This is a genomic window from Shewanella sp. NIFS-20-20 (assembly GCF_019209865.1).
In the GTDB taxonomy this organism is placed as follows: domain Bacteria; phylum Pseudomonadota; class Gammaproteobacteria; order Enterobacterales; family Shewanellaceae; genus Shewanella.
Genome location: NZ_JAHUTT010000022.1, coordinates 30,139 through 54,549, shown reverse-complemented (window position 1 = coordinate 54,549; position 24,411 = coordinate 30,139). Strand labels below are relative to the sequence as shown.

Below are 24,411 nucleotides of genomic sequence, written 5' to 3'. Positions count from 1 at the left end.
TTTTGGTTGATGTCCGAGCGAGTATCTTCTACAACAGATAAGTGTTCAATAAGGTTCAAAATGACTGTGCTGCTGAGGGTTTGGCACAATTAGATCATATTTGTTAACAAAGTGCGATCCCGCCCTGCGGGGAACACCGAAATGGCGTCAAATACTCCGCTAACCTTATCGGTTCATCCCCGTGGGCACGGGGAACACTTGCCGAATGCGTATGTGGGAGCGAACGCCAGAGGTTCATCCCCGTGGGCACGGGGAACACCCCCTGATTCATTATCTCCGCTAGAGCCTGCGCGGTTCATCCCCGTGGGCACGGGGAACACATCTACTACTAGGTGAATCTAATGCAGAATAACGGTTCATCCCCGTGGGCACGGGGAACACCTGTCCGACACGTTGGCATCGGATGAGATGTCCGGTTCATCCCCGTGGGCACGGGGAACACATAAAATCAGCGCCACACAAACAAAGTTGAGCCGGTTCATCCCCGTGGGCACGGGGAACACACACAGGGCTTTGAGTCCAAGATGTATCGCGGCGGTTCATCCCCGTGGGCACGGGGAACACTGGAGGCCGAGGGATCAGCGGAGTACATGAACCGGTTCATCCCCGTGGGCACGGGGAACACTAACAACACCCACCCCCGACAATGCCCTATTGCGGTTCATCCCCGTGGGCACGGGGAACACTATGCTGCATTACCCATCCCGGGTATTGCTGACGGTTCATCCCCGTGGGCACGGGGAACACGTCAATGTCGTTGATGTTGGACTCTGTGCCCGCGGTTCATCCCCGTGGGCACGGGGAACACCTTTTGCGAAATGGCGTCAAATACGCCTGTGACGGTTCATCCCCGTGGGCACGGGGAACACTCCCCCCCGTCGGTATACATGTGCGCTTCACCCGGTTCATCCCCGTGGGCACGGGGAACACCCGTCTGTGGGTTGCCATAAAATGACGTTGCGCGGTTCATCCCCGTGGGCACGGGGAACACATTGGGCCTGTTTGACTCAATCATGCCAACATCGGTTCATCCCCGTGGGCACGGGGAACACTTCCCGGCGACGGCCCAGCTCCTGCCAGCCCAGCGGTTCATCCCCGTGGGCACGGGGAACACTCAACAATGTTTAACCCAAGCGTTTGCGTGAACGGTTCATCCCCGTGGGCACGGGGAACACTTTGCAGCCTTACCCCCCCGCACCCACAACTGCGGTTCATCCCCGTGGGCACGGGGAACACGCCTGGGGATATCCACTCAGGCGTTTGACAAGTGGTTCATCCCCGTGGGCACGGGGAACACCAACCACTCACCCAATATCGTCATCACCTCGCCGGTTCATCCCCGTGGGCACGGGGAACACTTGGCATTTGCCGACCTCCGCTTAAACTGATACGGTTCATCCCCGTGGGCACGGGGAACACCGGGTATTCGTTTTGAGCAGGGCCTCAACGTGCGGTTCATCCCCGTGGGCACGGGGAACACCTTTTGCGAAATGGCGTCAAATACGCCTGTGACGGTTCATCCCCGTGGGCACGGGGAACACAGCAGCGCGTCACCATATCTCATGACCCAGTACGGTTCATCCCCGTGGGCACGGGGAACACCCTGTAAACATGATTTGAGAACAAGCGCCAATCGGTTCATCCCCGTGGGCACGGGGAACACATAGCGATATCGCCTTTTTTCCCCTGCCTAACCGGTTCATCCCCGTGGGCACGGGGAACACTTGAGGCGCATGCATCTGATGCCGTGGTTTCCCGGTTCATCCCCGTGGGCACGGGGAACACTTGAGGCGCATGCATCTGATGCCGTGGTTTCCCGGTTCATCCCCGTGGGCACGGGGAACACTTTTTTCTTGTTCTGCATAACCGTTTTGTATTCGGTTCATCCCCGTGGGCACGGGGAACACACGTTGGCATCGGTTGAGTTTGCTGCGGTCAACGGTTCATCCCCGTGGGCACGGGGAACACTTGGCATTTGCCGACCTCCGCTTAAACTGATACGGTTCATCCCCGTGGGCACGGGGAACACCGGGTATTCGTTTTGAGCAGGGCCTCAACGTGCGGTTCATCCCCGTGGGCACGGGGAACACATTGGATATTCGCAATCGGTATTACGCAAGCTCGGTTCATCCCCGTGGGCACGGGGAACACTGAGAACACAAAGACACGTTTCGCGCTACAAGCGGTTCATCCCCGTGGGCACGGGGAACACGGAGCTGGGGTGGCTGTCGGCTGGGATACCGGCGGTTCATCCCCGTGGGCACGGGGAACACTTTTTCCCCTGCCGAACCTTTGCGAAAATAATCGGTTCATCCCCGTGGGCACGGGGAACACATCTCATCATCACTGCCAACGATGAACAAAATCGGTTCATCCCCGTGGGCACGGGGAACACCGTTTAGATTTATCATTTCGAATTACTCCACTCGGTTCATCCCCGTGGGCACGGGGAACACTTGGCGAGATTGACTCCGCCTTATTGGCAGCGCGGTTCATCCCCGTGGGCACGGGGAACACTTGGCGAGATTGACTCCGCCTTATTGGCAGCGCGGTTCATCCCCGTGGGCACGGGGAACACTAGATATTGTAATACCGTGGGTTGGTTTTTTTCGGTTCATCCCCGTGGGCACGGGGAACACCAAAAGATCGCCAGAGCAATGAAAATTAATAACGGTTCATCCCCGTGGGCACGGGGAACACATCTCTTGTTTCTTATCCAGCGTGACGTCCTGCGGTTCATCCCCGTGGGCACGGGGAACACGTCTCAACAATCTGTTTATCTAATCCAACTAGCGGTTCATCCCCGTGGGCACGGGGAACACTGGTTCAAAAACCGTTTCAATAAATTAGACGACGGTTCATCCCCGTGGGCACGGGGAACACGAATACCGCTGAATGCCGCATAAAAAAAACCGCGGTTCATCCCCGTGGGCACGGGGAACACTCGACAGTTACGCCTGATAATTTTGAAGCGATCGGTTCATCCCCGTGGGCGCGGGGAACACTTTCTATTCCTTTTGTTACATGGATTTTTAGACGGTTCATCCCCGTGGGCACGGGGAACACGTCAACCTCTTTGTCGCGGTGTTTGTCAGTTTCGGTTCATCCCCGTGGGCACGGGGAACACTTGTGCTGCCTAACGTACCCAAGGGGGTTACGCGGTTCATCCCCGTGGGCACGGGGAACACTCAGTAGCCGCGAGACATCTGTAACTAAAGGGCGGTTCATCCCCGTGGGCACGGGGAACACTGAGTGCAGCGCCAGCAAGAATCCTGATGTGACGGTTCATCCCCGTGGGCACGGGGAACACCTGAAGCTACCTTGCTGGCCGATAGCTCAAAACGGTTCATCCCCGTGGGCACGGGGAACACCAGACCTAGTTACACCAGAGCAATATGACAAACGGTTCATCCCCGTGGGCACGGGGAACACTGGCGTCTGATACAACAAAGCTAATCCCATTGCGGTTCATCCCCGTGGGCACGGGGAACACCGCTCGCCATTCTCCAAGCCTTTTTCAACTAACGGTTCATCCCCGTGGGCACGGGGAACACGGTGTAGCATGGATTGCAACTCAGCCAGCGCGCGGTTCATCCCCGTGGGCACGGGGAACACCGCTGGACTGGTAACTATTCACGCGCTTCATTCGGTTCATCCCCGTGGGCACGGGGAACACCTTGATGACACCACCAGGCTGTTTAATTACACCGGTTCATCCCCGTGGGCACGGGGAACACATTTTGGCGGAACGATGCGTGACATAACCCTGCGGTTCATCCCCGTGGGCACGGGGAACACCCCATTTGTGGTAACTCCATAATATGATCAAACGGTTCATCCCCGTGGGCACGGGGAACACGACGAACTGAGACTTGAATGCACCTTGAACGCCGGTTCATCCCCGTGGGCACGGGGAACACTTTTCGTCTAATGTGTATCTCATTTTAAATTCCGGTTCATCCCCGTGGGCACGGGGAACACTCAAGCTCATTGTCCAACTGAGACACGGCAGTCGGTTCATCCCCGTGGGCACGGGGAACACGCGATTTCACCGGCTTCACCGCGCCATTTCTGCGGTTCATCCCCGTGGGCACGGGGAACACTTTGGCAGGTCGTCGGCGCTGGAGCCGATGAACGGTTCATCCCCGTGGGCACGGGGAACACGCTCTGGTCACCAGCCGCCCAATGTCGGCCACCGGTTCATCCCCGTGGGCACGGGGAACACTTCCTTTTCGAGCTCTTCCTCGGTCTCGTCGGCGGTTCATCCCCGTGGGCACGGGGAACACGTCAGTTGTGAATAACCAAGACGGTAAACCAGTGGTTCATCCCCGTGGGCACGGGGAACACAACATCGAAACAATTTATTAATCGAACGGTCGCGGTTCATCCCCGTGGGCACGGGGAACACTTGAGACTTGCCCGACTCCACATCCTTGATCGCGGTTCATCCCCGTGGGCACGGGGAACACGCACGATTAAAAAGAAAGGTTCGTCAAATCCACGGTTCATCCCCGTGGGCACGGGGAACACGCGCGCAATGCGTTCTGGTGGTTTTACTCGTTCGGTTCATCCCCGTGGGCACGGGGAACACGCGAGCGTATCGGTCCCGACACGATAACTCGACGGTTCATCCCCGTGGGCACGGGGAACACTCGACACGTTCAGCGATTGCAGCGTCGGTCGTCGGTTCATCCCCGTGGGCACGGGGAACACCATACTGAACCGTCCATCCCTACCGTGGCGTTCGGTTCATCCCCGTGGGCACGGGGAACACGTAAGAATCCGGGACGTACTGTAAATATCTACCGGTTCATCCCCGTGGGCACGGGGAACACTTGTTAGGGTTTGAGCCAATAGTACCACGTTGCGGTTCATCCCCGTGGGCACGGGGAACACTCGGTTGCTGTGCGCGCACGGTTCAGTTCGTACGGTTCATCCCCGTGGGCACGGGGAACACGTTAACCGGTGCGGCGGGTGCTGTTCCAGCATCGGTTCATCCCCGTGGGCACGGGGAACACTGTAACAGCGGTGCCCATTGTATTTTATAACCCGGTTCATCCCCGTGGGCACGGGGAACACTGTGGTAATCCCATTTATCACGTGCCAGTCCGCGGTTCATCCCCGTGGGCACGGGGAACACTCGAGGATCTACCATTCCCCGTTGGCACTGTACGGTTCATCCCCGTGGGCACGGGGAACACACCGGTCATCGTTAAACCACGAGTTTATCTTACGGTTCATCCCCGTGGGCACGGGGAACACGTATCGTTCAAAAGTCCCAAGTGATGCGTGAACGGTTCATCCCCGTGGGCACGGGGAACACGTCACGGTAGATAGCCGATCAATCGTAACAATCGGTTCATCCCCGTGGGCACGGGGAACACTGGTGACGATTGAGAAAAACGACACCAACACGCGGTTCATCCCCGTGGGCACGGGGAACACTTTTTATATTTTGTCGCTTTTCGTCAGATTATCGGTTCATCCCCGTGGGCACGGGGAACACGATTAGTCACTTATTTAAAATAATCATTCATTCGGTTCATCCCCGTGGGCACGGGGAACACACCTTCTTCTTCGCCAAACCTATCAATCAAACCGGTTCATCCCCGTGGGCACGGGGAACACTTCCGTTTTGAATTTGTCATAGTTATCCTACGCGGTTCATCCCCGTGGGCACGGGGAACACTGGGGTATTTTAGACCTTACTAGTTGTAAAAACGGTTCATCCCCGTGGGCACGGGGAACACTCGGTTGGCAACGCACAAGTGCGCCCAATAACCGGTTCATCCCCGTGGGCACGGGGAACACGAAAGGTGAAACGAATCCGTACAACCGACACACGGTTCATCCCCGTGGGCACGGGGAACACTCGTCGTTCATCACAATTGGGTATTCCATCGCCGGTTCATCCCCGTGGGCACGGGGAACACTCTCGAACCCTCTCGTCGTTTGATGTTTCCCACGGTTCATCCCCGTGGGCACGGGGAACACATTGACGGACGTAACGTTTGCCGTGGGTAACGCGGTTCATCCCCGTGGGCACGGGGAACACGTTGAAGGTGACGTTACACCGTTTATGACTCACGGTTCATCCCCGTGGGCACGGGGAACACGTTTTATCCCATATTAATTCATACCTAAACATAGGTTCATCCCCGTGGGCACGGGGAACACCCTCGCACCAATCCACTGAATACACGGAACGGCGGTTCATCCCCGTGGGCACGGGGAACACCGGTAAATGCGTGTTAGCTGAGTCAATCCAGACGGTTCATCCCCGTGGGCACGGGGAACACCCCGTCAACGCCTGCCAAATAGCCGACACGTACGGTTCATCCCCGTGGGCACGGGGAACACTTCGATAGCGATAACGTTATTAACGCGGCCGTCGGTTCATCCCCGTGGGCACGGGGAACACGGATTGGTACGATATCGGTCATTATTTTTAACCGGTTCATCCCCGTGGGCACGGGGAACACTTCACCACTTGCAGATATTTTAACAGGTGATCCGGTTCATCCCCGTGGGCACGGGGAACACGAAAAATCGTTAGGTGGTGTGTCATAATGAACCGGTTCATCCCCGTGGGCACGGGGAACACCACGCACCAGTGATAGTGCGTTCCATATATGACGGTTCATCCCCGTGGGCACGGGGAACACGCAGACAACAGAGGAGCTTTAGCTACAGGAAACGGTTCATCCCCGTGGGCACGGGGAACACTGAACCACTGACGCATCAAGGTACAACATGTGCGGTTCATCCCCGTGGGCACGGGGAACACCACAGGGTACCATCATGAACCAATCGGTTAAGCGGTTCATCCCCGTGGGCACGGGGAACACAACGTCAGCAACAGTTACAAGTGTCGCAGCATCGGTTCATCCCCGTGGGCACGGGGAACACGATCGGTGACGAGGACGTGATGTAGCTCAACGCGGTTCATCCCCGTGGGCACGGGGAACACTAAAAATCTGACCTCGTTACGATCCGATGCGGCGGTTCATCCCCGTGGGCACGGGGAACACCAAACACGAACCACTAAAAACATGGTAATCAACGGTTCATCCCCGTGGGCACGGGGAACACATGGATGAAGCGGTCGCAGAGTATCGCGCCGACGGTTCATCCCCGTGGGCACGGGGAACACCCGACCTTGATGGCGGCGTATTCGAGGAGAAGCGGTTCATCCCCGTGGGCACGGGGAACACTTTAAGTGTTAACCTAGTGCCGCGTTTAAACGCGGTTCATCCCCGTGGGCACGGGGAACACCTCTGTAATCTCTTTCTCTATCCGAAATCTTACGGTTCATCCCCGTGGGCACGGGGAACACTACCAGATCCAGATATAGACCAATTTGATGTACGGTTCATCCCCGTGGGCACGGGGAACACGTGAGACGCTACACAAGGTTTAATGCCGCGATCGGTTCATCCCCGTGGGCACGGGGAACACTTCTGACCAACAGGGATAACGTAAGTGTCGGACGGTTCATCCCCGTGGGCACGGGGAACACTTCTGAGGTGCAGAAATTTCGGCGATACATAGCGGTTCATCCCCGTGGGCACGGGGAACACTTAACCTGCTAATTTAGCGTAACGTTCATATTCGGTTCATCCCCGTGGGCACGGGGAACACTTGTGACGCCTGAAAAGTTCGACATTCAGAACCGGTTCATCCCCGTGGGCACGGGGAACACTGCCCGCCGATTCACCGAACGGGGCGTACTCGCGGTTCATCCCCGTGGGCACGGGGAACACTAACGCTGCTGCTAGGATTTGATCGCGACGTGCGGTTCATCCCCGTGGGCACGGGGAACACCATAAAGATTACATTTAGCCATTTTACAGCCCCGGTTCATCCCCGTGGGCACGGGGAACACGGACGCTAAGTTTGGCCACCGTGGAGTTGATGCGGTTCATCCCCGTGGGCACGGGGAACACCGGGCTACCAGCAACTACAAAAAGCCGTATCACGGTTCATCCCCGTGGGCACGGGGAACACCACCGATCATCGTCCCGCCGCAGTTCTTGCAGCGGTTCATCCCCGTGGGCACGGGGAACACGCCCCCTCGACTAATCGCGCCACGGGTTGGCCCGGTTCATCCCCGTGGGCACGGGGAACACTCAATAAGCGCGGCAACGGCTGCGACTGCCATCGGTTCATCCCCGTGGGCACGGGGAACACTCTGCGTCATATTGTCACCTGCGGTAATTTGACGGTTCATCCCCGTGGGCACGGGGAACACATAAATAACGTGTTAAATAACCAGGCGTTAAACGGTTCATCCCCGTGGGCACGGGGAACACGTTGTAAAGTTTTAACTGGTAGTCGCGCAACCCGGTTCATCCCCGTGGGCACGGGGAACACTTTTGACCCACGGGTACCGTATAAGACCCAGACGGTTCATCCCCGTGGGCACGGGGAACACGGTTGCGTCAAAATCTCGTAACCTTCGGTAAACGGTTCATCCCCGTGGGCACGGGGAACACGCGATAAAGTGTGGGCGCTTGAGGGATATCTACGGTTCATCCCCGTGGGCACGGGGAACACCGGTAAATGTGTGTTAGCTGAGTCAATCCAAACGGTTCATCCCCGTGGGCACGGGGAACACGTGCGAATCACCCTTGTATTTCCAATCGCCAGCGGTTCATCCCCGTGGGCACGGGGAACACGTGTTGTGCGATACTGTTCGCGTTACTATCAGCGGTTCATCCCCGTGGGCACGGGGAACACTGGAAAGTCAGGTAAATAAGGTAATTTAGTCGCGGTTCATCCCCGTGGGCACGGGGAACACGCTAGGCGACTACATTCTAAAAGAGGAATACGCGGTTCATCCCCGTGGGCACGGGGAACACGACGTTTGGTACGTGACCACACGCTAGGCATTCGGTTCATCCCCGTGGGCACGGGGAACACTAGATTGAACGTATCACCAGAGGAATACGTCACGGTTCATCCCCGTGGGCACGGGGAACACCTAGATTTCATCAAGCTAAACATTTCGTAACGCGGTTCATCCCCGTGGGCACGGGGAACACCATGGATACTATTATTGCAGACAACAGAGGAGCGGTTCATCCCCGTGGGCACGGGGAACACTTTCGCACCGTCCTCGCCATCCGTCACGACACCGGTTCATCCCCGTGGGCACGGGGAACACTAGTCATAATTAACTGTCGAACGGTCGAAGTTCGGTTCATCCCCGTGGGCACGGGGAACACGCGCCCGAGTCAATCAACGGATTTGACGAACCCGGTTCATCCCCGTGGGCACGGGGAACACCATTCGTTACGATAATCGAATTATTGGCGCGACGGTTCATCCCCGTGGGCACGGGGAACACTGACGGGGCTCGACTAGGTGAGCACGCAGTGACGGTTCATCCCCGTGGGCACGGGGAACACGTTAGGCGACGACCGAGGCCAATTAACATTAACGGTTCATCCCCGTGGGCACGGGGAACACGTACGATATCGGTCATTATTTTCACACCCATTCGGTTCATCCCCGTGGGCACGGGGAACACCGAATAGCACCGGCCTGTTAGCGCGCCGAAACCGGTTCATCCCCGTGGGCACGGGGAACACCGTCACGTATAAAATCGATAGCGGTAAACCAACGGTTCATCCCCGTGGGCACGGGGAACACGCGTCATCATATTGTCACCTGCGGTAATTTGACGGTTCATCCCCGTGGGCACGGGGAACACCTCACCACTTGCAGATATTTTAACAGGTGATCCGGTTCATCCCCGTGGGCACGGGGAACACAAATTGTGTCGACGTTACTCGACCGCTTCGATCGGTTCATCCCCGTGGGCACGGGGAACACCCAAAATTGATCGTGGTCAAACGACCCCGTTGCGGTTCATCCCCGTGGGCACGGGGAACACTTTACCAGTAAAGCCAGTATCACGAAGACAAGCGGTTCATCCCCGTGGGCACGGGGAACACTCTAAAACTAATCAATTGTTTTAATTGATAATTTATAGAGATTGAAATTGTACCAGATTTTTAAAGAGCTTGTCGATGTTAAGTCGGTGAGTTTGTCGGTTTAAAACGAACTAATCTTAGCCCGTCTACATCTATGGGCTCCCGACGATTATGACCATATGTCTGAAACTCAAAACCTGACTCAGTATTCGTTGCCCATGCCATCACCACATTACCGTCAGCTGCCAACTCACTAATTTGAAACCAAATCATCTCGCGTATACGTCGAGAAACATCCCCGACGTATACTCCAGCTCTCACTTCTAATAACCAAACCGCTAAACGACCTCTTAGTCTCGGTGGGACAGATTCAGTGACTACCATCAACATGCTCATCGCTATTTGCTCCTATGACCAAAATCACCTATGGATTCAGGCTCTGGTATCGCTGGCGGCTGAATATAATCTGGCGGCAATGGCGGCTGTATTTCACCTGCGGCCAATATTTCTTCTATCAGAGGGATTAATCGTTTAAGGACTTTATCGGTACGAAACAAAAATCGACAGGCTTGACGAATTTGCTTTTCCGGTTGATGAGTTTTCGTCGCTGCAATTTTAAAAGCGATGGGAACCACTGTTTCAAACTTTATAATATCTGCAATGTCATACACAAAAGATAACGGCTTGCCAGAGTGAATAAAGCCAATTGCAGGCGCATAGCCAGCCGCTAAAATTGCCGCTTCTGTGACACCGTATAAACACGCAGTCGCGGCACTAATACATTGATTAACTGTGTCTCCTTTTTCCCAATCTTTAGGATCGTAACGTCGCCCTTTCCATTCAACCCCATATTGTTTGGCTAATAACTGATACGTTTGTCTAACTCGAGCCCCTTCAATGCCTCGTAACTGATCAACACTACGACGCTGTGGCGCTGGCTCTCCAAATCGTAATTCAAACATTTTACGAACGACTTTAAGACGTAAGTCTTCATCCAGCGCAAGCTTGGCTTGATAGAGTAAACGATCTGATCTTGCGCCACCTGGTTGGCCGACAGAATACAGCCGTACTCCCGCCTCCCCAACCCAAATTAAGAGCGTGCCAGTAGTCGCGGCAAGCTTAACCGCCGCATGACTAATCCGAGTACCAGGCTCTAACATTATACAAGCCAAAGAACCCACTGGAATATGCATCCGCTCACCGTTAACGTCATCGATAACAACAAACGCACCATCTCGAACATCTATGCGACCCATACCAACAAATATCATCGAGTGGCGGTCTTTGATTGGTATGGGTTTTAAAGGAAGAAAAGCCATGAGTAACGCCTTAGCTAATCCGGCGGATCAACATCAAACCGCAGCCCATGGCTTTTGCCCGGCCAAACCCCTTTTGGTATTGTTGCATAAATACTTCAGGATCTTTCACCGTTAATAACCCTTCAAAATCAACACTTGAGAATTGTATTTTCAGGCCTGAGCGTTTATTACTATGGTGCCGGTTATAGGCCATGATATGAGGCAGGCTATCAAGCGCTACCCCCCATTGTGCTAAGCGTTTTTCATCAGCAAGCCAATGGATGGCGGCTTGATCCATGATGCTTTTAAGCTGTTCAGCATTTTTTGCATGATGTTGGTTTTGTCGTTTAGCATGCATTAATACGTCATGGCGCTGACTTTTCCCTTCTTGTGGCGTAATACAAATGGTTGGATTAACCCGCAATTTAAACGCCAAACGGCTGCTAGCCATTAATTGCGGTGTAAAGGCTTTACTCTCAATGGCAAATAACGGTGTGGAAGTGGGTTGTTTTTTAGATAACACAAAAAACTGCGGTTGACCAAAATCATCCTGCTCTTCGCGATACAAAAACTCTCTTTCCTTTTGGTTAGGAAATAATTGCCAAAGCAATTGATGCGACGCATATACCCCATTTTGGCTTAACTTAGCCAATTCAGCACCCGCCTGAACAGTAGGCAGTAACTGCACTTTAGATAGGTACATTCTCGTCCTCCTTTAGTGAAATTTGATGCATTTCACGTTGTTTAAATTGCCAGCGTTCTCGGCTAATAGGGTCATCCCATGGGTGCGTCGTTAATACTGCATCACTGGTAAACTCGGCCTTATCCCCTTCCCAAAAATAACTGACCCAACCATTGGCCTTTAACCATAAATTATCCTCTTTGAGCGATCGGGTCATCGCAGGGAACTCCGTATCTAGTGCCTGTTTCAGCGCAGCTGTTTGCACCAAGGTTGGCTTAAGGGGTAACGCTGGCGGGCACGATTTTCGGCCTAAACTTAGGCTGTACACTGGTTTTAGCAATGCTTGTTGCAGTATGGCTAAGGTATATTTAGCGTCTTTGGATAGCGATATCGCCACTATCCACACACCATCACAGCGGTAATCACGGCTTGATAAAATCGTATTCAATTTAGAATTCGGTTCCCTCAACTCACTTTTGCGTGTGCGAAACACCACTTTATTACTTGCACTAGGCACTTGCGCCGTGTGGTAATCACGTAGCAATGAACTAGGCACTGTTTGCTTCACGGCGGTGAATACCGATTGCTGCAAAGCTTCCAGCTGCTCGCGTTGGTCGCGCTGAATACCCAAGGCTGCACCAAGCAAGCCTAAAATAGCCGAGCGTGTGGGTTGCAAGCCTGTGGGCCTATCACCACCTACTGCAGCTTGCCCCCAACTCGCAAGGGGGCCGTAGAGTCGAAAAACTAAATATTCTTTCATGCCGCCTCCCTTTATTCAGCGACAAAATCAAGTAATTCAACTAAAGAACCTTCACCCGTAATGGCATTAAACTGGCAGCGGACATCTGCACACTCACCGTAAACTTTATCAAAATTAGTGACTTGGTTGGTTAAAGCTGCAATCGCTGCTCCAGCTTGGTCGGCGTCATTGACTGGCTTTAAAAAAGCCACAGAAAGTTGGCGTGGTTGCTGTTCGCCTTTTTCGGCAAGGGCAAAACTGGCATAGGCACGAGATGCAAAGCTATTTTGTTTACCTGTTGGAGCCACTTTCACCGCGGCTTCGGTTAATGCGCGTATCGCAGCGTTGGCTAATGCTTCATTACCAGAGAGGTTGTCTATCAGTTGGGTTTTGTTAATGCAGATATAGCTATAAAACAAAGCAGCTGCAAAACCCGATTCACCGATATGTGCTGAGCCTGCATCGGTTTGACCATCGTTTAAATCATCCACTGCAGTAAAATAATCGTCTTCGACGACAACACTGTGCACACTAATAGCATGTGCCACTTGGCAAGCGGCTTCGACATTAAACGCGGGGCTAGATGCCAACATGCGGCCAAACAATGCAATATCGACGGCGGTATGCTCATTTTTTAGTAACACTAACTCTGCTTCAGTGGGGGCACGGTTTTGCTCTACTAAGATGGCCACTAAAGTCAAAGCGGCATCACGTTCGGCAGGGCTAATATGGGCAAGTTGCTCAATATCTAATGAGTCTTTTTTGTTTTTACCAAACACACCGGCTATTGCGGTAGCCCATTCTTTTGCGGCTTTTTCTTTGACATCATTTGCGATTAACGCAGTAAAAATTTCTTCACCAAAGCGCTTGGTACGTGTACCAATTTTACCCGCCATGGCTTCTTCAAATAATTCAGATACGCGCCAGTTGCGTTTTAAACTTTGTGAACTCACTCGTAAACGCTCAAAACCACCCATTTTGGCAGTTTTTGGCCGGCCTAAATCATCACGGTTTAAGTTAGCAGGAGCATACGAGGTTAATAAATGTAATTGGATAAATTGGCTCATGTTAATTCCTTAGTTTTAAATTTATTTGATTAGGTTATTGAATATCTGTTTTAAATTAAGCTATTTTTTCGCTGATGCAGCACGGTAATACTCCATGGCCCATTGCACGGCAATGCGTTTTTCTGCTCGCTGCGGGCGAACGTTATGGTGCTCAGCAAACCATTTTTGTACGTCTTTAATCAATGCTGTTACAGCAACCTCATTGTTGACTTGCTGCAAAATTCGGCGCATGCGACGCAATAACTCTTCGGCGGTACTCGCATCTTGCAGCTGGGCAAATCGTAACTCGCTGACGACTGATTTATCGCCATCACTTATACTGCCAGCTGCTTGGGCAAGCTTCTGTTTACTATCACTTTTTACATAAACCAAAATACCAGCTAGCGTCGCCCAACATTCAAAGTCTTTTTCAGTTGCCGTTTCAATGATTTCTGGCGGTAAGCTCAACCATAAAGCTCGGAAACCTTCGGTTAGCATAATGGCGCTTAGGCTTTCGCAACGTTTTAGCTGGGCTTTGTATAATGTGGGCGCTGTTTGCAAGCCATATTCTTTTAATTGTTCAGCGGGCAAGAACATCGTTTGCCACCAGCGTAAACAAGTGAATTCTAAAGAGAGACTACTCATGCTATGTCCTTTTTAACGTCAATGTGATGGTTGGCCATAAAGGCTTTAATTTCTTTGCCGCCAAATAACCAACCGACTAATGCTTGGCGCGCTTGAATGCGTTTAGCCATAGAACGGGCATTACCCAGTTCTGATAAGGCGTATTCATCGAATAAATCTACGCAAACATTACGGAGTGTTTGCAACCATGTTTTAGCCACATTTGGAGGACATTCGGGATGAGAAATGAGTGCCGCAACCGCGGTAAAAAATGCAGCTTCACTGCGTTGCCAAAAGGCGGTATCAATAAAGGACGTACCCCCTTTTGCATCGCCCGGTTTATCAAACCAAGCGGCTTTTATTTGGCTACGGCAATGCCAAAGTGCATTATTACAAATTGCTTGTAACTGCTTAATCTCCCTTAATGCCTGCTCTTGTTTTTCAGCTGGTATCGCAAATAGCGGCATGGTTGTGGAATACCAGCAACGTGCTTTCATATTGTCCATGTCGTAACCAAATACCCATAGGCGGGGAATAGCGTTTTGCTTTTCGGCCAACATATCGGCAATTGTATAAAAATGCTCTACTACAGTGGCGCAACGCTGACCATCAACGTCATTGGTATAGGTCAGGTTGTCCCATGTTTTATATGTAATTCCACCGGGTTGGCCTTTGGCAGAAAAGTGTTCTTCTTCGGGCTTTTTAGGATTCCACTTATAGGGAGTAAAGGGGTGTGCCCAAGTGCCAGAATAATTGTGTCCATAATTTTGGGTACGGTATTCGCAAACGACTTGCTCTGTCGGCAAACCTGAGATTTGACATTCAGTAGCTTTGCTTTCAACCATTAAGCGCATTCGCCGTGGCATTGCCCAATACATATGCAATGGATGCACATTGGGTGCATAAATTTCAGTGGCTTTTTTATCGCTTGTTTTGGTTTTTTCTAACCAAGGGAAAACCGAGCCATCGTGAAAATTGGGGGGGGAATACCGCCAATGATCGCGATTGATGACGTTAAGCCAGAGTTTTTGCCATAAATTAGCGTTTTCATCTTGTGGCATAACTAAAGTAGTGAGTGGCCCACCACCTCGCAAACCAACTCGATGCCCTGCGCCACCAGAGGGCGCATTTATTTGCAGTGTGAAGAGCGCTAACATCGCCATTTCTAGCGACATTTGCTCGCCTATACCGCGTTTAATGAAATGATCGGTATTGAGTTTTATACCATTAGCACCGGGAGCTTCTATTAGTAAACCTGCAACTGTTGTGGGCTTTTGTTCACTCAACTGCTCGAAATCTTGCATAAATAGCGGCCCAACACCTGTTGCATTGAAGGCATGCTGTACTTTATTAAATGCTTGGTTTAGCTCAACTTCTGTTGGCGCTTGCTCAAAATTTTCAATCCAAGCAATTTCATCCTCTGGCGCCAACACGGTTTGTAATAGCCCGATGGCAAACTGATAAGCCGCCCCCTGAAAATCAGCACGAGGTAGGGCAAAGTCGACTATGTCCGCACGGCTAATGGCTGACATGGGTAAGGTTTGTTCACTGCCGTCTCGCAATTTAAACGGTAGCCATGGGTCTTGAACTAGGTTCATAACACCTCCTGTTTTTGTACCTGACAAAAACCTGTTGTTGAATGGTAGGTATAGTTTTTATCTAACGCTGGCAACCAAAGTTGTCGGTATTTGATTGGTTGGTATTGCTGCTCTAATTGACTGACAGCGTTTGCAAAGGTCGCAGGGATAGGTTGTAATTTATCGGCAAATTTATGTTTAGACATTTTCACCGTGCTTAACGGCACGGCAAACTTTTCATCATCTATCCAAGGCGCCAGTTGGCCTGCTTCATTTAGTTTTAATAGCAACACTTCAACCGTTTCAATATCGCTGTGCCTTGTACTAATATCGCTGTTATCTTCATACCAACCACTGGCGCTTTCTGCGCTGTAGCCAAATTGCTGCCATTGTAATAATTGGGATTTAGCTTTAGCGGCTTTACTGCGCTCCTCACCAATTAGTTGATTTTCTTGGTTGGTGAGTGTTGCTGGAATGGTGTTATAAGCGTCGTCGCTGTAAACCGCCTCTATCAGTTGGCGCGCCTCACTCGGCATGCGTATGGCCCCTAACGTTAATAACTCACGTAAGCCTAACCATAAACGCCCCGGTGAACGGTAAACATATTGCGTATTGCGAAAGTCTTTACTTAGCCAGTCACTCGCTGGCGTAGCCGTAAATTCAGGCGCATGGATATAGAGGGTAGCTTGAGCGCGAGCATCGTGAATGTTAGCTTGGTGTCGCCCTTGATGATCACGAGTATGGCGGTGCAAACGGCCTGCGCGTTGGATTAAATCATCAATAGGGCAAATGTCAGTGATCATGATGTCGGCGTCTGCATCTAAGGATTCTTGAAACACTTGCGTTGCAATCAGTACTTTGCCTTTTCGGACAGAGTTATCACCATGCTTACCGAAAATGCTCAACACTTTATTTTCAATGCTTTTTCTATCAGCCAAGACAAAACGACTGTGGAACAATAAACAGTCTTCTGGGTTTTCCAATTGTTCTTGTAAGTTTTTAAATGCGGCTAAAGCATCATCCACTGTATTGCGCACCCACACGACACACTGCCCTTGAGCTACAGCGGTTAATATGGTGTCGATGCACGCATCAAGGGTATTGAGCGTGGTAATCGCGACCTCTTTACTGACATCTTTACGACTTGCCAATGGTTGTTCTAGCACCGACTGTTGTTGTAATGCGACTTTCGTCGCTAGTGGAAACGCTTGCTGTTGTAATGGGTAGCTCGGAAATTGCCCCGCATTTAGCCATACATTGACTAAACGCTGGCGCTGCTTTAATGACAAGGTTGCGGTAAGCAAGATGGCTGAACCACCTTGATGTAAATGCAGGGCTAATAAGCTTTCCAGTAATTCAAACATAAACTCATCGGCAGCGTGTACTTCATCAAAAATGAGCACTTTTCTATTTAACCCTAATAAGCGCAATGATTGATGACGACGAGGTAGTACGGCTAATAAAGCTTGGTCAATAGTGCCTACACCAACGGGTGCTAATAAGGCTTTTTTCTTGGAGTCGGCTAGCCAGTGGTTGCATTGTGCCGTAGCCGTACTGTCTGTTTGGTAATAATTGGTGTCTGTACTACCTGATGCTAATACTGCCTCACGAAATATATCGTTCATTTCCCGCGCACCGTGTGCCAATACAATGCTTGGCTGTGCGCCTTCACTTGTTAGCATTTGCTGGTAATGTTTAGCAACGCGAGCAAACATGGCATTGGATGTCGCCATGGTCGGTAATCCAAAATAAAAACCTTCTGCGGCACCGGCTTCCATTAGCCTATGGGTTAACGCTAATGCGGCTTCGGTTTTACCTGCACCGGTAACATCTTCAAGTATAAATAATTGGGGTTGATCATTGATTTCGATAGTTTCGGCCCAGCGTTGCAGGGGTGTTGGCGCATAGCCATAGTGCGCTTGAATAGATTGAAACGGTGTTATGATCGGCGCTTTATTGAGATCTGTTGCGGCTAAGGCTTTTTGAGCAATCTGTTGCGCCTTTAACCAATAGTCTTCCAGTGCAATAGGTTCTGTTTGATAGGTAAAAAAGTGACTGTCCGAGCCAACCCAATCAGCTAAAACAGCAAGCCCTGCGATTTGCCAACTCACTTGCTCCAGTTTTTTTCGCCATTCCTTTGAGCTAAATTTTTCAAGGGGAAGGTCAGGCTGTAAGCAATCCACCACATCACGGAAAAATTCTTCTACTGCCAGCATATTGGTTGGCTCTGTAAAAGCCTTAATTGCGCTCACATCTTTTGTATCAACGGGTTGTCCATGGTGGCCAAGCATGCAATCCATGATCACCATTAACGATTTTTTTATTTCTGCGTGCTGTCGATCTCGTTTATTTACTTCAAATATTGAAAACAACTCATTAAATACAAGCGATTCTATATGTTGCCAAAAATATAATCCCATACGATCATGGCGATAGTTTCGTCCATCATAGAGATCACAGTGACCAGGTTTAAATAAGTTAACTTGGTCAGAAGGAATAAGCTTCTGAAATGCTGATGCAAACTTACCTAAATCGTGTAAGGCTAAAAATAAGACCACTAACTCTTGAACCTGTTTAGGTGGTATATCCAAAAAAATAGCGATATCGAAGGTTAATGGCCGTTGTTCATCAATCAATGCCTTACCAACAGCTGCAACATCTAGAGAATGATATGCCAGCAAATGAAAATTACCTCCAGCTTGGTCGAATGACTTATTTGCTTTCCCCCAATACTGGTAATAGCTTGGTAGTTTATTTCTCATATTCAGTCTCTTTCGCGTGTATATGTGAGTGCTGCATTTTAACGTTTTACACTTGGATTAGTCAAACCCTCTTTCGCGTGTATATGTGAGTGCTGCTGCCACTGTACTGGCTGTGATTGGTCTGACAACCCTGTGCAAATCCTCAGGTAAAGTGACTTTACCGTGGCGCTTGGATTGAGGGAGCTCAGCGGCCTTATCCATTAAAAAGCCAGGGTTTGATGTCAGCTCGGTTAACCAACACCAATTGCTGGGCTTCTGGCGTGCCATCGAGCACCTTGGTATTGATTTGCAAGTCTTGCAGAAGATAGTTAGCCATGGCGGCTCGCACGGGGATCACCCATTGGCCTTGCTGCATTTGGTAGTCATGGGAAAGCACCGCTTGTTGCTCGGGACTGAGGCGGGGATCTGGGCGAATAACCAATTCAATCATGGTCTGCCACGCGCTATCAGCCTCGATGCCATGATCTGACCTATCGAGCACTTCCACTTCGCCGCGGCATCGGCTCAAGACGAGATCTCGGTAGGCTTGCGATTTTTCGCAGTAGCCCCTTACATGCCAGCGTAACCCTGTTTTCACATAGGTATGGGGGTGAAAAATGCGGCCATCCCATTCAGGATGTGATAAGGAAACATAACCCACTTCGACTCGTTGTTTATGGGTGATGGCATGAGTAAATGCTGCGATAACTTGGGCAGAGACCTGCCTTGTAGGCAAATTTAATGCATAAGTGCCTGATTGAGACGGAGACTCAGTGTTAATCGAAAAATCTTTTGTGAGTAACCAATTAAGATAAGTATCTAAATTAACATGATATAAATATGGCGTTGCTTCGGGAGCAAATTTATAGCCCTGAGAAAGTTTAACCAATTGATTGGGAAATTGGCGCTGATAATCTTGAAAGTCTTGATAAGCTTGTTGGCGGGTGATCGCAAATTGTTCTTGTAAATCTTTATTGCGAACCACTTTTTGCCAGTAAGCTAGCATCTCAAGAAATGCAAATCGACGATACGCTGCCGTTGCAATATGTGATCTATTCATGCCCCGTCCTTAGAGCGAATAACGCCAGCAGAAAACCTGCAATAAACACTTAGCTATCAAGCTATGTGTTTTTTTTAAATTAAGACAACACAAGCTAGCTCAAAAAACATTCTGTTTCAATCATTAATACTGATAGAAACAAACCAACCATCGAGTTGTGTGCCGCGGATCACAATTAGGCCGTTTTGGTAATATTTATCATTTTAAAACAGAAGCTTAATAATATTTTTGCACCGTATTAGTCTGACTGTACTACTTGATATTAACAATTATCCGCATCACCATCTCGATACTTAGTCACTCACCGGTAAGCATAAGGATAAGGATAAATGTCGAGGCGTAAGTACTTCGCGGCCATGCTCACTCTTTAAATGTTCGCGGTGAGTGCTTATCGCAAGCTAAGCTTATTCTGTTTGATAGGCTAATGGCATCGGTTTTAGCTTAACGGTGTGGTTGGGGCCAACCGTGATGACATGATTACGTGCGATCTTATGCCATTGCTGGCTGTCAGGTGTCAGCGGTTCGGAGCTGACGATCACGCAGCGCAGGTTGGCATCGTCAGTCTCTTGCAGGCTAATGCCGTTGGGTTGTGCCACTAATTGCCCTTCGCCATAAAATAATGACGCCGGTTGACCACTGGCCGAGGTAGCAAACCGCGTGACCAGCGTATGCTTGCCATCGGTCAGCGCAAAATTAAGCAACGCATTACTCTCGGCTCCGCACTGCTTACGCACTTGCATAATGGTGTCTATGGTCGCAAACATTGCCGCTTCAAGATCGGCGAGCGTGGCGGCAGGGTTAAATTCGAGTTTATCCATAAATAAGGCAAAGGCATATTCCGAGTCGGTGTTGCCCTTGATCAAGTTAAACGCCCTATCTGACAAGCCGGTTAATAAGGTGCGCCGAAAACAATCGAACTGCTCTAAACAACCATTATGCATCCATAAATAGTGCATATGTTGAAACGGATGGCAATTGGCTTGACTGACGGGCATGCCGAGCGATGCATCACGAACATGGGCAAAATATTGCGAAGTTTGCACCTTACTGGCAATCATCGCGAGGTTACGGTTACTCCACGCCGGATCGACATTCACAAACGTGGCTGGCATAGGATCCTCGTGCTGCGGATACCAACCTAACCCAAAACCATCAGCATTGGTCGGCACCGAACGCTTTTGCGCATATTTACTTTGACTCACCAGCGAGTTAGCCGCTTGAAATATCAGTGGCGACATCACAGTCGCAGGCCCTGAATAGGTTAAAAATCGGCACATCTTGCTCTCCCCATGCATCCATGTCATTTGTTTATTAAAGAGTGGATTGGCTTAGAAATAAAGCCGATGGCTGCAATAATCTCTTGCCCCGTGCGTAGCCCACTATCTAGCTGAGATAACTCCATGTGACGGATACGGATAAATCCATCCGTGACCTAGCTCACAGCGTCCCCATCTTTACATTTCTTTTATTGTTAATGTTAATGAGATTAATTATCATTCGCCCAATTTCTACTGAGCAATAGTTGATGCTAGCGCTTGGATATGTTGACAAGGATTAAGAGCAAAATATGAAAATGGTATCGGCACTCAAGTGGTTTCATAACTGGCTTGGCTTTGTGGTCACTCTCACCCTGCTCGTGGCATTAACGACTGGGGTTTACTTAGGCATAATGGATATGATTAAGCGGCTCGATCATCAGGGCCAGCAATTTGTGCCCTTAACGACCGCCGAAAAAGCCGTGGCATTAACCGAGTTATTTGCCCGTTATCCCGAGATGACCACCGTGCGTTTTCCTACCGAATATTCACCGTTCGTGCAGGCCTCTATGCGTGGAAAAACTATCACCCTGGACAACCAATTAACTCCGTTGTCTATTAGTGAGTTCAGTCAGCGTCCGCTATACAGCACGCTGTTTTGGCTACATCGCAATTTCTTATTGGCCGATGTTGGCAAGTACCTTAACGCGTGGGCATCACTCTTGGCGGGCGCCATTAGCTTGGTGGGGCTGTATTTGTGGTGGCGAGTGCGTAAAGGCTTCCGTTTACGTCAGACACTACCGACCAACACACGCTCAAGCAGCTTAGTAAAAAGCCACACCCAAATGGGGATCTTTATTGCCCTGCCGTTATGTGTGTTATGTCTCACGGGCTTTTTAATTACCTATAAAAGCCTATGGACTGGCTATTTAACCACACCCACGCCAAACACTAGCTACCCGCTGAGTCAAGCGCGTGATTGGCATAGTCAATTAACCACGGCCCAAGCTCTGTGGCCACAAGCCACGCTAGTGTCGGTCAGCAAACAGGGACCGGCGAATGGAGCCGATAAGCCCAGCCCTATGCTCTATAACGTTAAGTTTGATCAAGATGCCGATGTGTGGCTTCGCCAAGCCGATAGGATCAACTTCAATTTTGATACTGGCGCGATGTTGTCGGCGCAAAGGCACGAAGACAAGCCTTTGTCGGCACAAATAGCGAGCTTCGTACGCCCCTTACATGATGGCATCAATATGCCCACCAGCTATGTGGCGCTGATCACCACGGTGGCGCTGCTGGCCATGGCGATGCTGTTAATGAGTGCCCTCACCTTTTATCGGCGCTTGGTGCGCCAGCCGGCTAAGGCTACACGTAATCCGGCTAACATCATCGCTAACTAATGGCCCCTTGAAAACTATGATGCCGGCGCCCTCAATGTGTCTCTGCGGGGGCCTCAGCGGCTAATGTTTGTGTCAAGCGTCTGATCTCGGCAAAAGGATAGGCGCTGTAACGTCCAAACCCTGCCATTTTCGTGGCCTTGAGTGTACTGGTCAATGGCGTCGATATTCCGCACAAGAATCGCGCCAACGCGTCGCCAGACACCGAACTGTTTTGGCCTGCCCCGGCCGCCAAAAAGGGCTGACATAAGGCGTTGAACTCATGGTTATCAATAGCGGGCAGTGTGCTTAGCTCAGGTAATTGGGCGATATCCCCGCGACACACGGAGCAATGGCCGCAATGCATTGGCGCCTTATCATCGGCAAAATATTCGGCTAAGCGATGACTTAAACAGCTTTTGGTGGCAAACACATCAAGCATGGCATGTACCCGCTTGATATCGGCCGCCTCTTTCGTGATAAACAACTGATGTAACTGCTGGGCTAATTCTTGCGCTGCGGCTCCGTGGCATCGCTCAGGCTGACAGACTTGATACACTTCGGTCATCTGTTTGCTTTCCAGTACAATCCAGCCCTGCTCGGCAAAATAATCAAGCGCGGCGACCGCACGTGAACGCTCAGAATGCGTGAGTTGCCACAAAGCATCAAAGTCTAAGGTGTGCCAAATCCGCGATTTGGGTGATGCCGCTATTAACGCTTCCACAAAAGCGCGGCGCTCGCCCGTAAAGTGCGCCACGATACTGTCGATTGAACTGAGAGTTTTAAAGCGGTATTCAGCAAAATAACTGTACTTAGGTGCGATGACCCCTTGCAGTTCCAAATACACCAACAAGGTTTTCAGTGGTAATTGCCTTACATTGGTATCACGGGATAACCGCAATAGCATGACCTCCCATTGCCCCTGATGTTGCTGGTGAGCAATATCGTCGATGACGGCGGCAATCGCGCTGACATCCGGGGTATCGCCATAGACAAAATTCTCGAGCACATTCAGCCCTTGCCGATTGGCAAGTACGCTACAAGTTGAAGCTAAGCCATCCCGCCCCGCGCGGCCGATTTCTTGACTGTAGTTTTCAATCGATTTGGGGAGATCATAATGGATAACAGCCCGAATATCGGCTTTATCGACCCCCATGCCAAAGGCGATAGTCGCCACAATACAATCGATGTGCCCCTGCATAAAACGGCGTTGAATGTCGTGGCGTACATCACTGTCCATACCCGCATGATAGGCGCTGGCGTTTACGCCTACTTGCAGTAGGCGATTCGCCACCATTTCTGCCGTTTGCTGCAAGGTCACGTAGACGATGGTGGCTTGTGGAGGCGCGTGTTGTACCAGCGCTAGCAGTTGCTCCGTCTTATCGCTCTCAGGGCAGGGGATCACATTGAGATCTAAATTGCTACGATAAAAACCGGTGATCACCACATCACTATGAGCAATGCCAAATTTACGCTGCATATCGCTGATCACGGGCGCGGTGGCAGTCGCAGTCAATAGTAGCACTTGGCCAATATTAAGCTGCTGGCAATACAGGGGCAGTTTTAAATAATCGGGACGAAAATTATGCCCCCACTCCGAAATACAATGCGCTTCGTCGACCACCAGCAATGAAAGCGGTACGCTGGCAATAAACTGTCGAAAGCGTTCGTTTTTAAGGCGCTCCACAGAGATCATTAAAATTCTCATCTCGCCTTGTTTAACCGCGCGCATCACCTCGCGCGTCTGCTCATAACTTTGGGATGAATCAATCGACGCCGCAGCAATCCCTTTGGCCTTAAGAAAGTCTAATTGATCTTTCATCAACGCCAATAACGGGGAGATCACTAAGGTTAAATGCGGTAAATGCAATGCGGGTAACTGATAACATAACGATTTGCCTGATCCCGTGGGGAAGATGGCCGCCGCACTACGCCCCGCGAGCAAGGTGTCGACCACGGTTTGCTGGCCACCGCGTAAGGCATCAAAGCCAAAGACGTGCTTAAGTGTGGTCAAATAGGCTGGCACTGAACTCATGACGATTCCAATCAAAGGTGTAATAGCCGTTAAGTTTAC

12 protein-coding genes and 1 CRISPR repeat array are annotated in these 24,411 nt (G+C 50.7%); of the genes, 1 reads left to right on the top strand and 11 read right to left on the bottom strand.

From position 1 onward, the window contains the following. Positions 1-108: 108 nt before the first annotated feature. Positions 109-9,959: a CRISPR direct-repeat array (repeat unit 29 nt; unit sequence CGGTTCATCCCCGTGGGCACGGGGAACAC). Between the two features lie 78 nt (positions 9,960-10,037). The 10 genes from cas2e to KU855_RS08965 form a co-directional block, all read right to left on the bottom strand. Further along, the gene (cas2e, locus tag KU855_RS09010) at positions 10,038-10,322 is read right to left on the bottom strand and encodes a type I-E CRISPR-associated endoribonuclease Cas2e (protein ID WP_371316339.1); all 285 of its coding nucleotides are present in this window, start codon (positions 10,320-10,322) and stop codon (positions 10,038-10,040) included. 14 nt (positions 10,323-10,336) lie between these two features. Beyond that, positions 10,337-11,257 (bottom strand): type I-E CRISPR-associated endonuclease Cas1e, encoded by a 921-nt coding sequence (gene cas1e, locus KU855_RS09005; protein WP_218529964.1) that lies wholly within the window; start codon positions 11,255-11,257, stop codon positions 10,337-10,339. 10 nt (positions 11,258-11,267) lie between these two features. Beyond that, positions 11,268-11,939 carry a type I-E CRISPR-associated protein Cas6/Cse3/CasE gene (cas6e, locus tag KU855_RS09000; protein ID WP_218529963.1) on the bottom strand — a complete coding sequence of 224 codons (672 nt, stop codon included), beginning with the start codon at positions 11,937-11,939 and terminating at the stop codon, positions 11,268-11,270. Continuing rightward, positions 11,926-12,678, bottom strand: coding sequence for a type I-E CRISPR-associated protein Cas5/CasD (gene cas5e, locus KU855_RS08995; RefSeq protein ID WP_218529962.1), 753 nt, complete (start codon positions 12,676-12,678; stop codon positions 11,926-11,928). The genes cas6e and cas5e overlap by 14 nt, the downstream gene beginning before the upstream one ends. A gap of 11 nt (positions 12,679-12,689) precedes the next feature. Beyond that, positions 12,690-13,724 carry a type I-E CRISPR-associated protein Cas7/Cse4/CasC gene (cas7e, locus tag KU855_RS08990; protein ID WP_218529961.1) on the bottom strand — a complete coding sequence of 345 codons (1,035 nt, stop codon included), beginning with the start codon at positions 13,722-13,724 and terminating at the stop codon, positions 12,690-12,692. A 60-nt stretch (positions 13,725-13,784) separates the two neighbouring features. After that, the gene (gene casB / locus KU855_RS08985; protein ID WP_218529960.1) at positions 13,785-14,348 is read right to left on the bottom strand and encodes a type I-E CRISPR-associated protein Cse2/CasB; all 564 of its coding nucleotides are present in this window, start codon (positions 14,346-14,348) and stop codon (positions 13,785-13,787) included. Beyond that, positions 14,345-15,925 (bottom strand): type I-E CRISPR-associated protein Cse1/CasA, encoded by a 1,581-nt coding sequence (casA, locus tag KU855_RS08980; RefSeq protein ID WP_218529959.1) that lies wholly within the window; start codon positions 15,923-15,925, stop codon positions 14,345-14,347. Before casA ends, casB begins: the two co-directional genes overlap by 4 nt. Continuing rightward, positions 15,922-18,666, bottom strand: coding sequence for a CRISPR-associated helicase Cas3' (cas3, locus tag KU855_RS08975; protein ID WP_218529958.1), 2,745 nt, complete (start codon positions 18,664-18,666; stop codon positions 15,922-15,924). Before cas3 ends, casA begins: the two co-directional genes overlap by 4 nt. 193 nt (positions 18,667-18,859) lie before the next feature. Next, positions 18,860-19,705 carry a WYL domain-containing protein gene (locus KU855_RS08970; protein WP_218529957.1) on the bottom strand — a complete coding sequence of 282 codons (846 nt, stop codon included), beginning with the start codon at positions 19,703-19,705 and terminating at the stop codon, positions 18,860-18,862. A 404-nt stretch (positions 19,706-20,109) separates the two neighbouring features. Further along, the gene (locus KU855_RS08965) at positions 20,110-20,982 is read right to left on the bottom strand and encodes a class II glutamine amidotransferase (protein WP_218529956.1); all 873 of its coding nucleotides are present in this window, start codon (positions 20,980-20,982) and stop codon (positions 20,110-20,112) included. Between the two features lie 290 nt (positions 20,983-21,272). On the opposite strand from KU855_RS08965, the gene KU855_RS08960 reads away from it, so the two are divergent. Then, positions 21,273-22,361: a PepSY domain-containing protein gene (locus KU855_RS08960; RefSeq protein ID WP_218529955.1), complete on the top strand. Its 1,089-nt coding sequence runs from the start codon at positions 21,273-21,275 to the stop codon at positions 22,359-22,361. A 31-nt stretch (positions 22,362-22,392) separates the two neighbouring features. Here KU855_RS08960 and KU855_RS08955 read toward each other — a convergent pair whose 3' ends face one another. Continuing rightward, complete coding sequence (locus KU855_RS08955) at positions 22,393-24,372, bottom strand: ATP-dependent DNA helicase RecQ (RefSeq protein WP_218529954.1); 1,980 nt, start codon at positions 24,370-24,372, stop codon at positions 22,393-22,395. Positions 24,373-24,411: the final 39 nt, after the last annotated feature.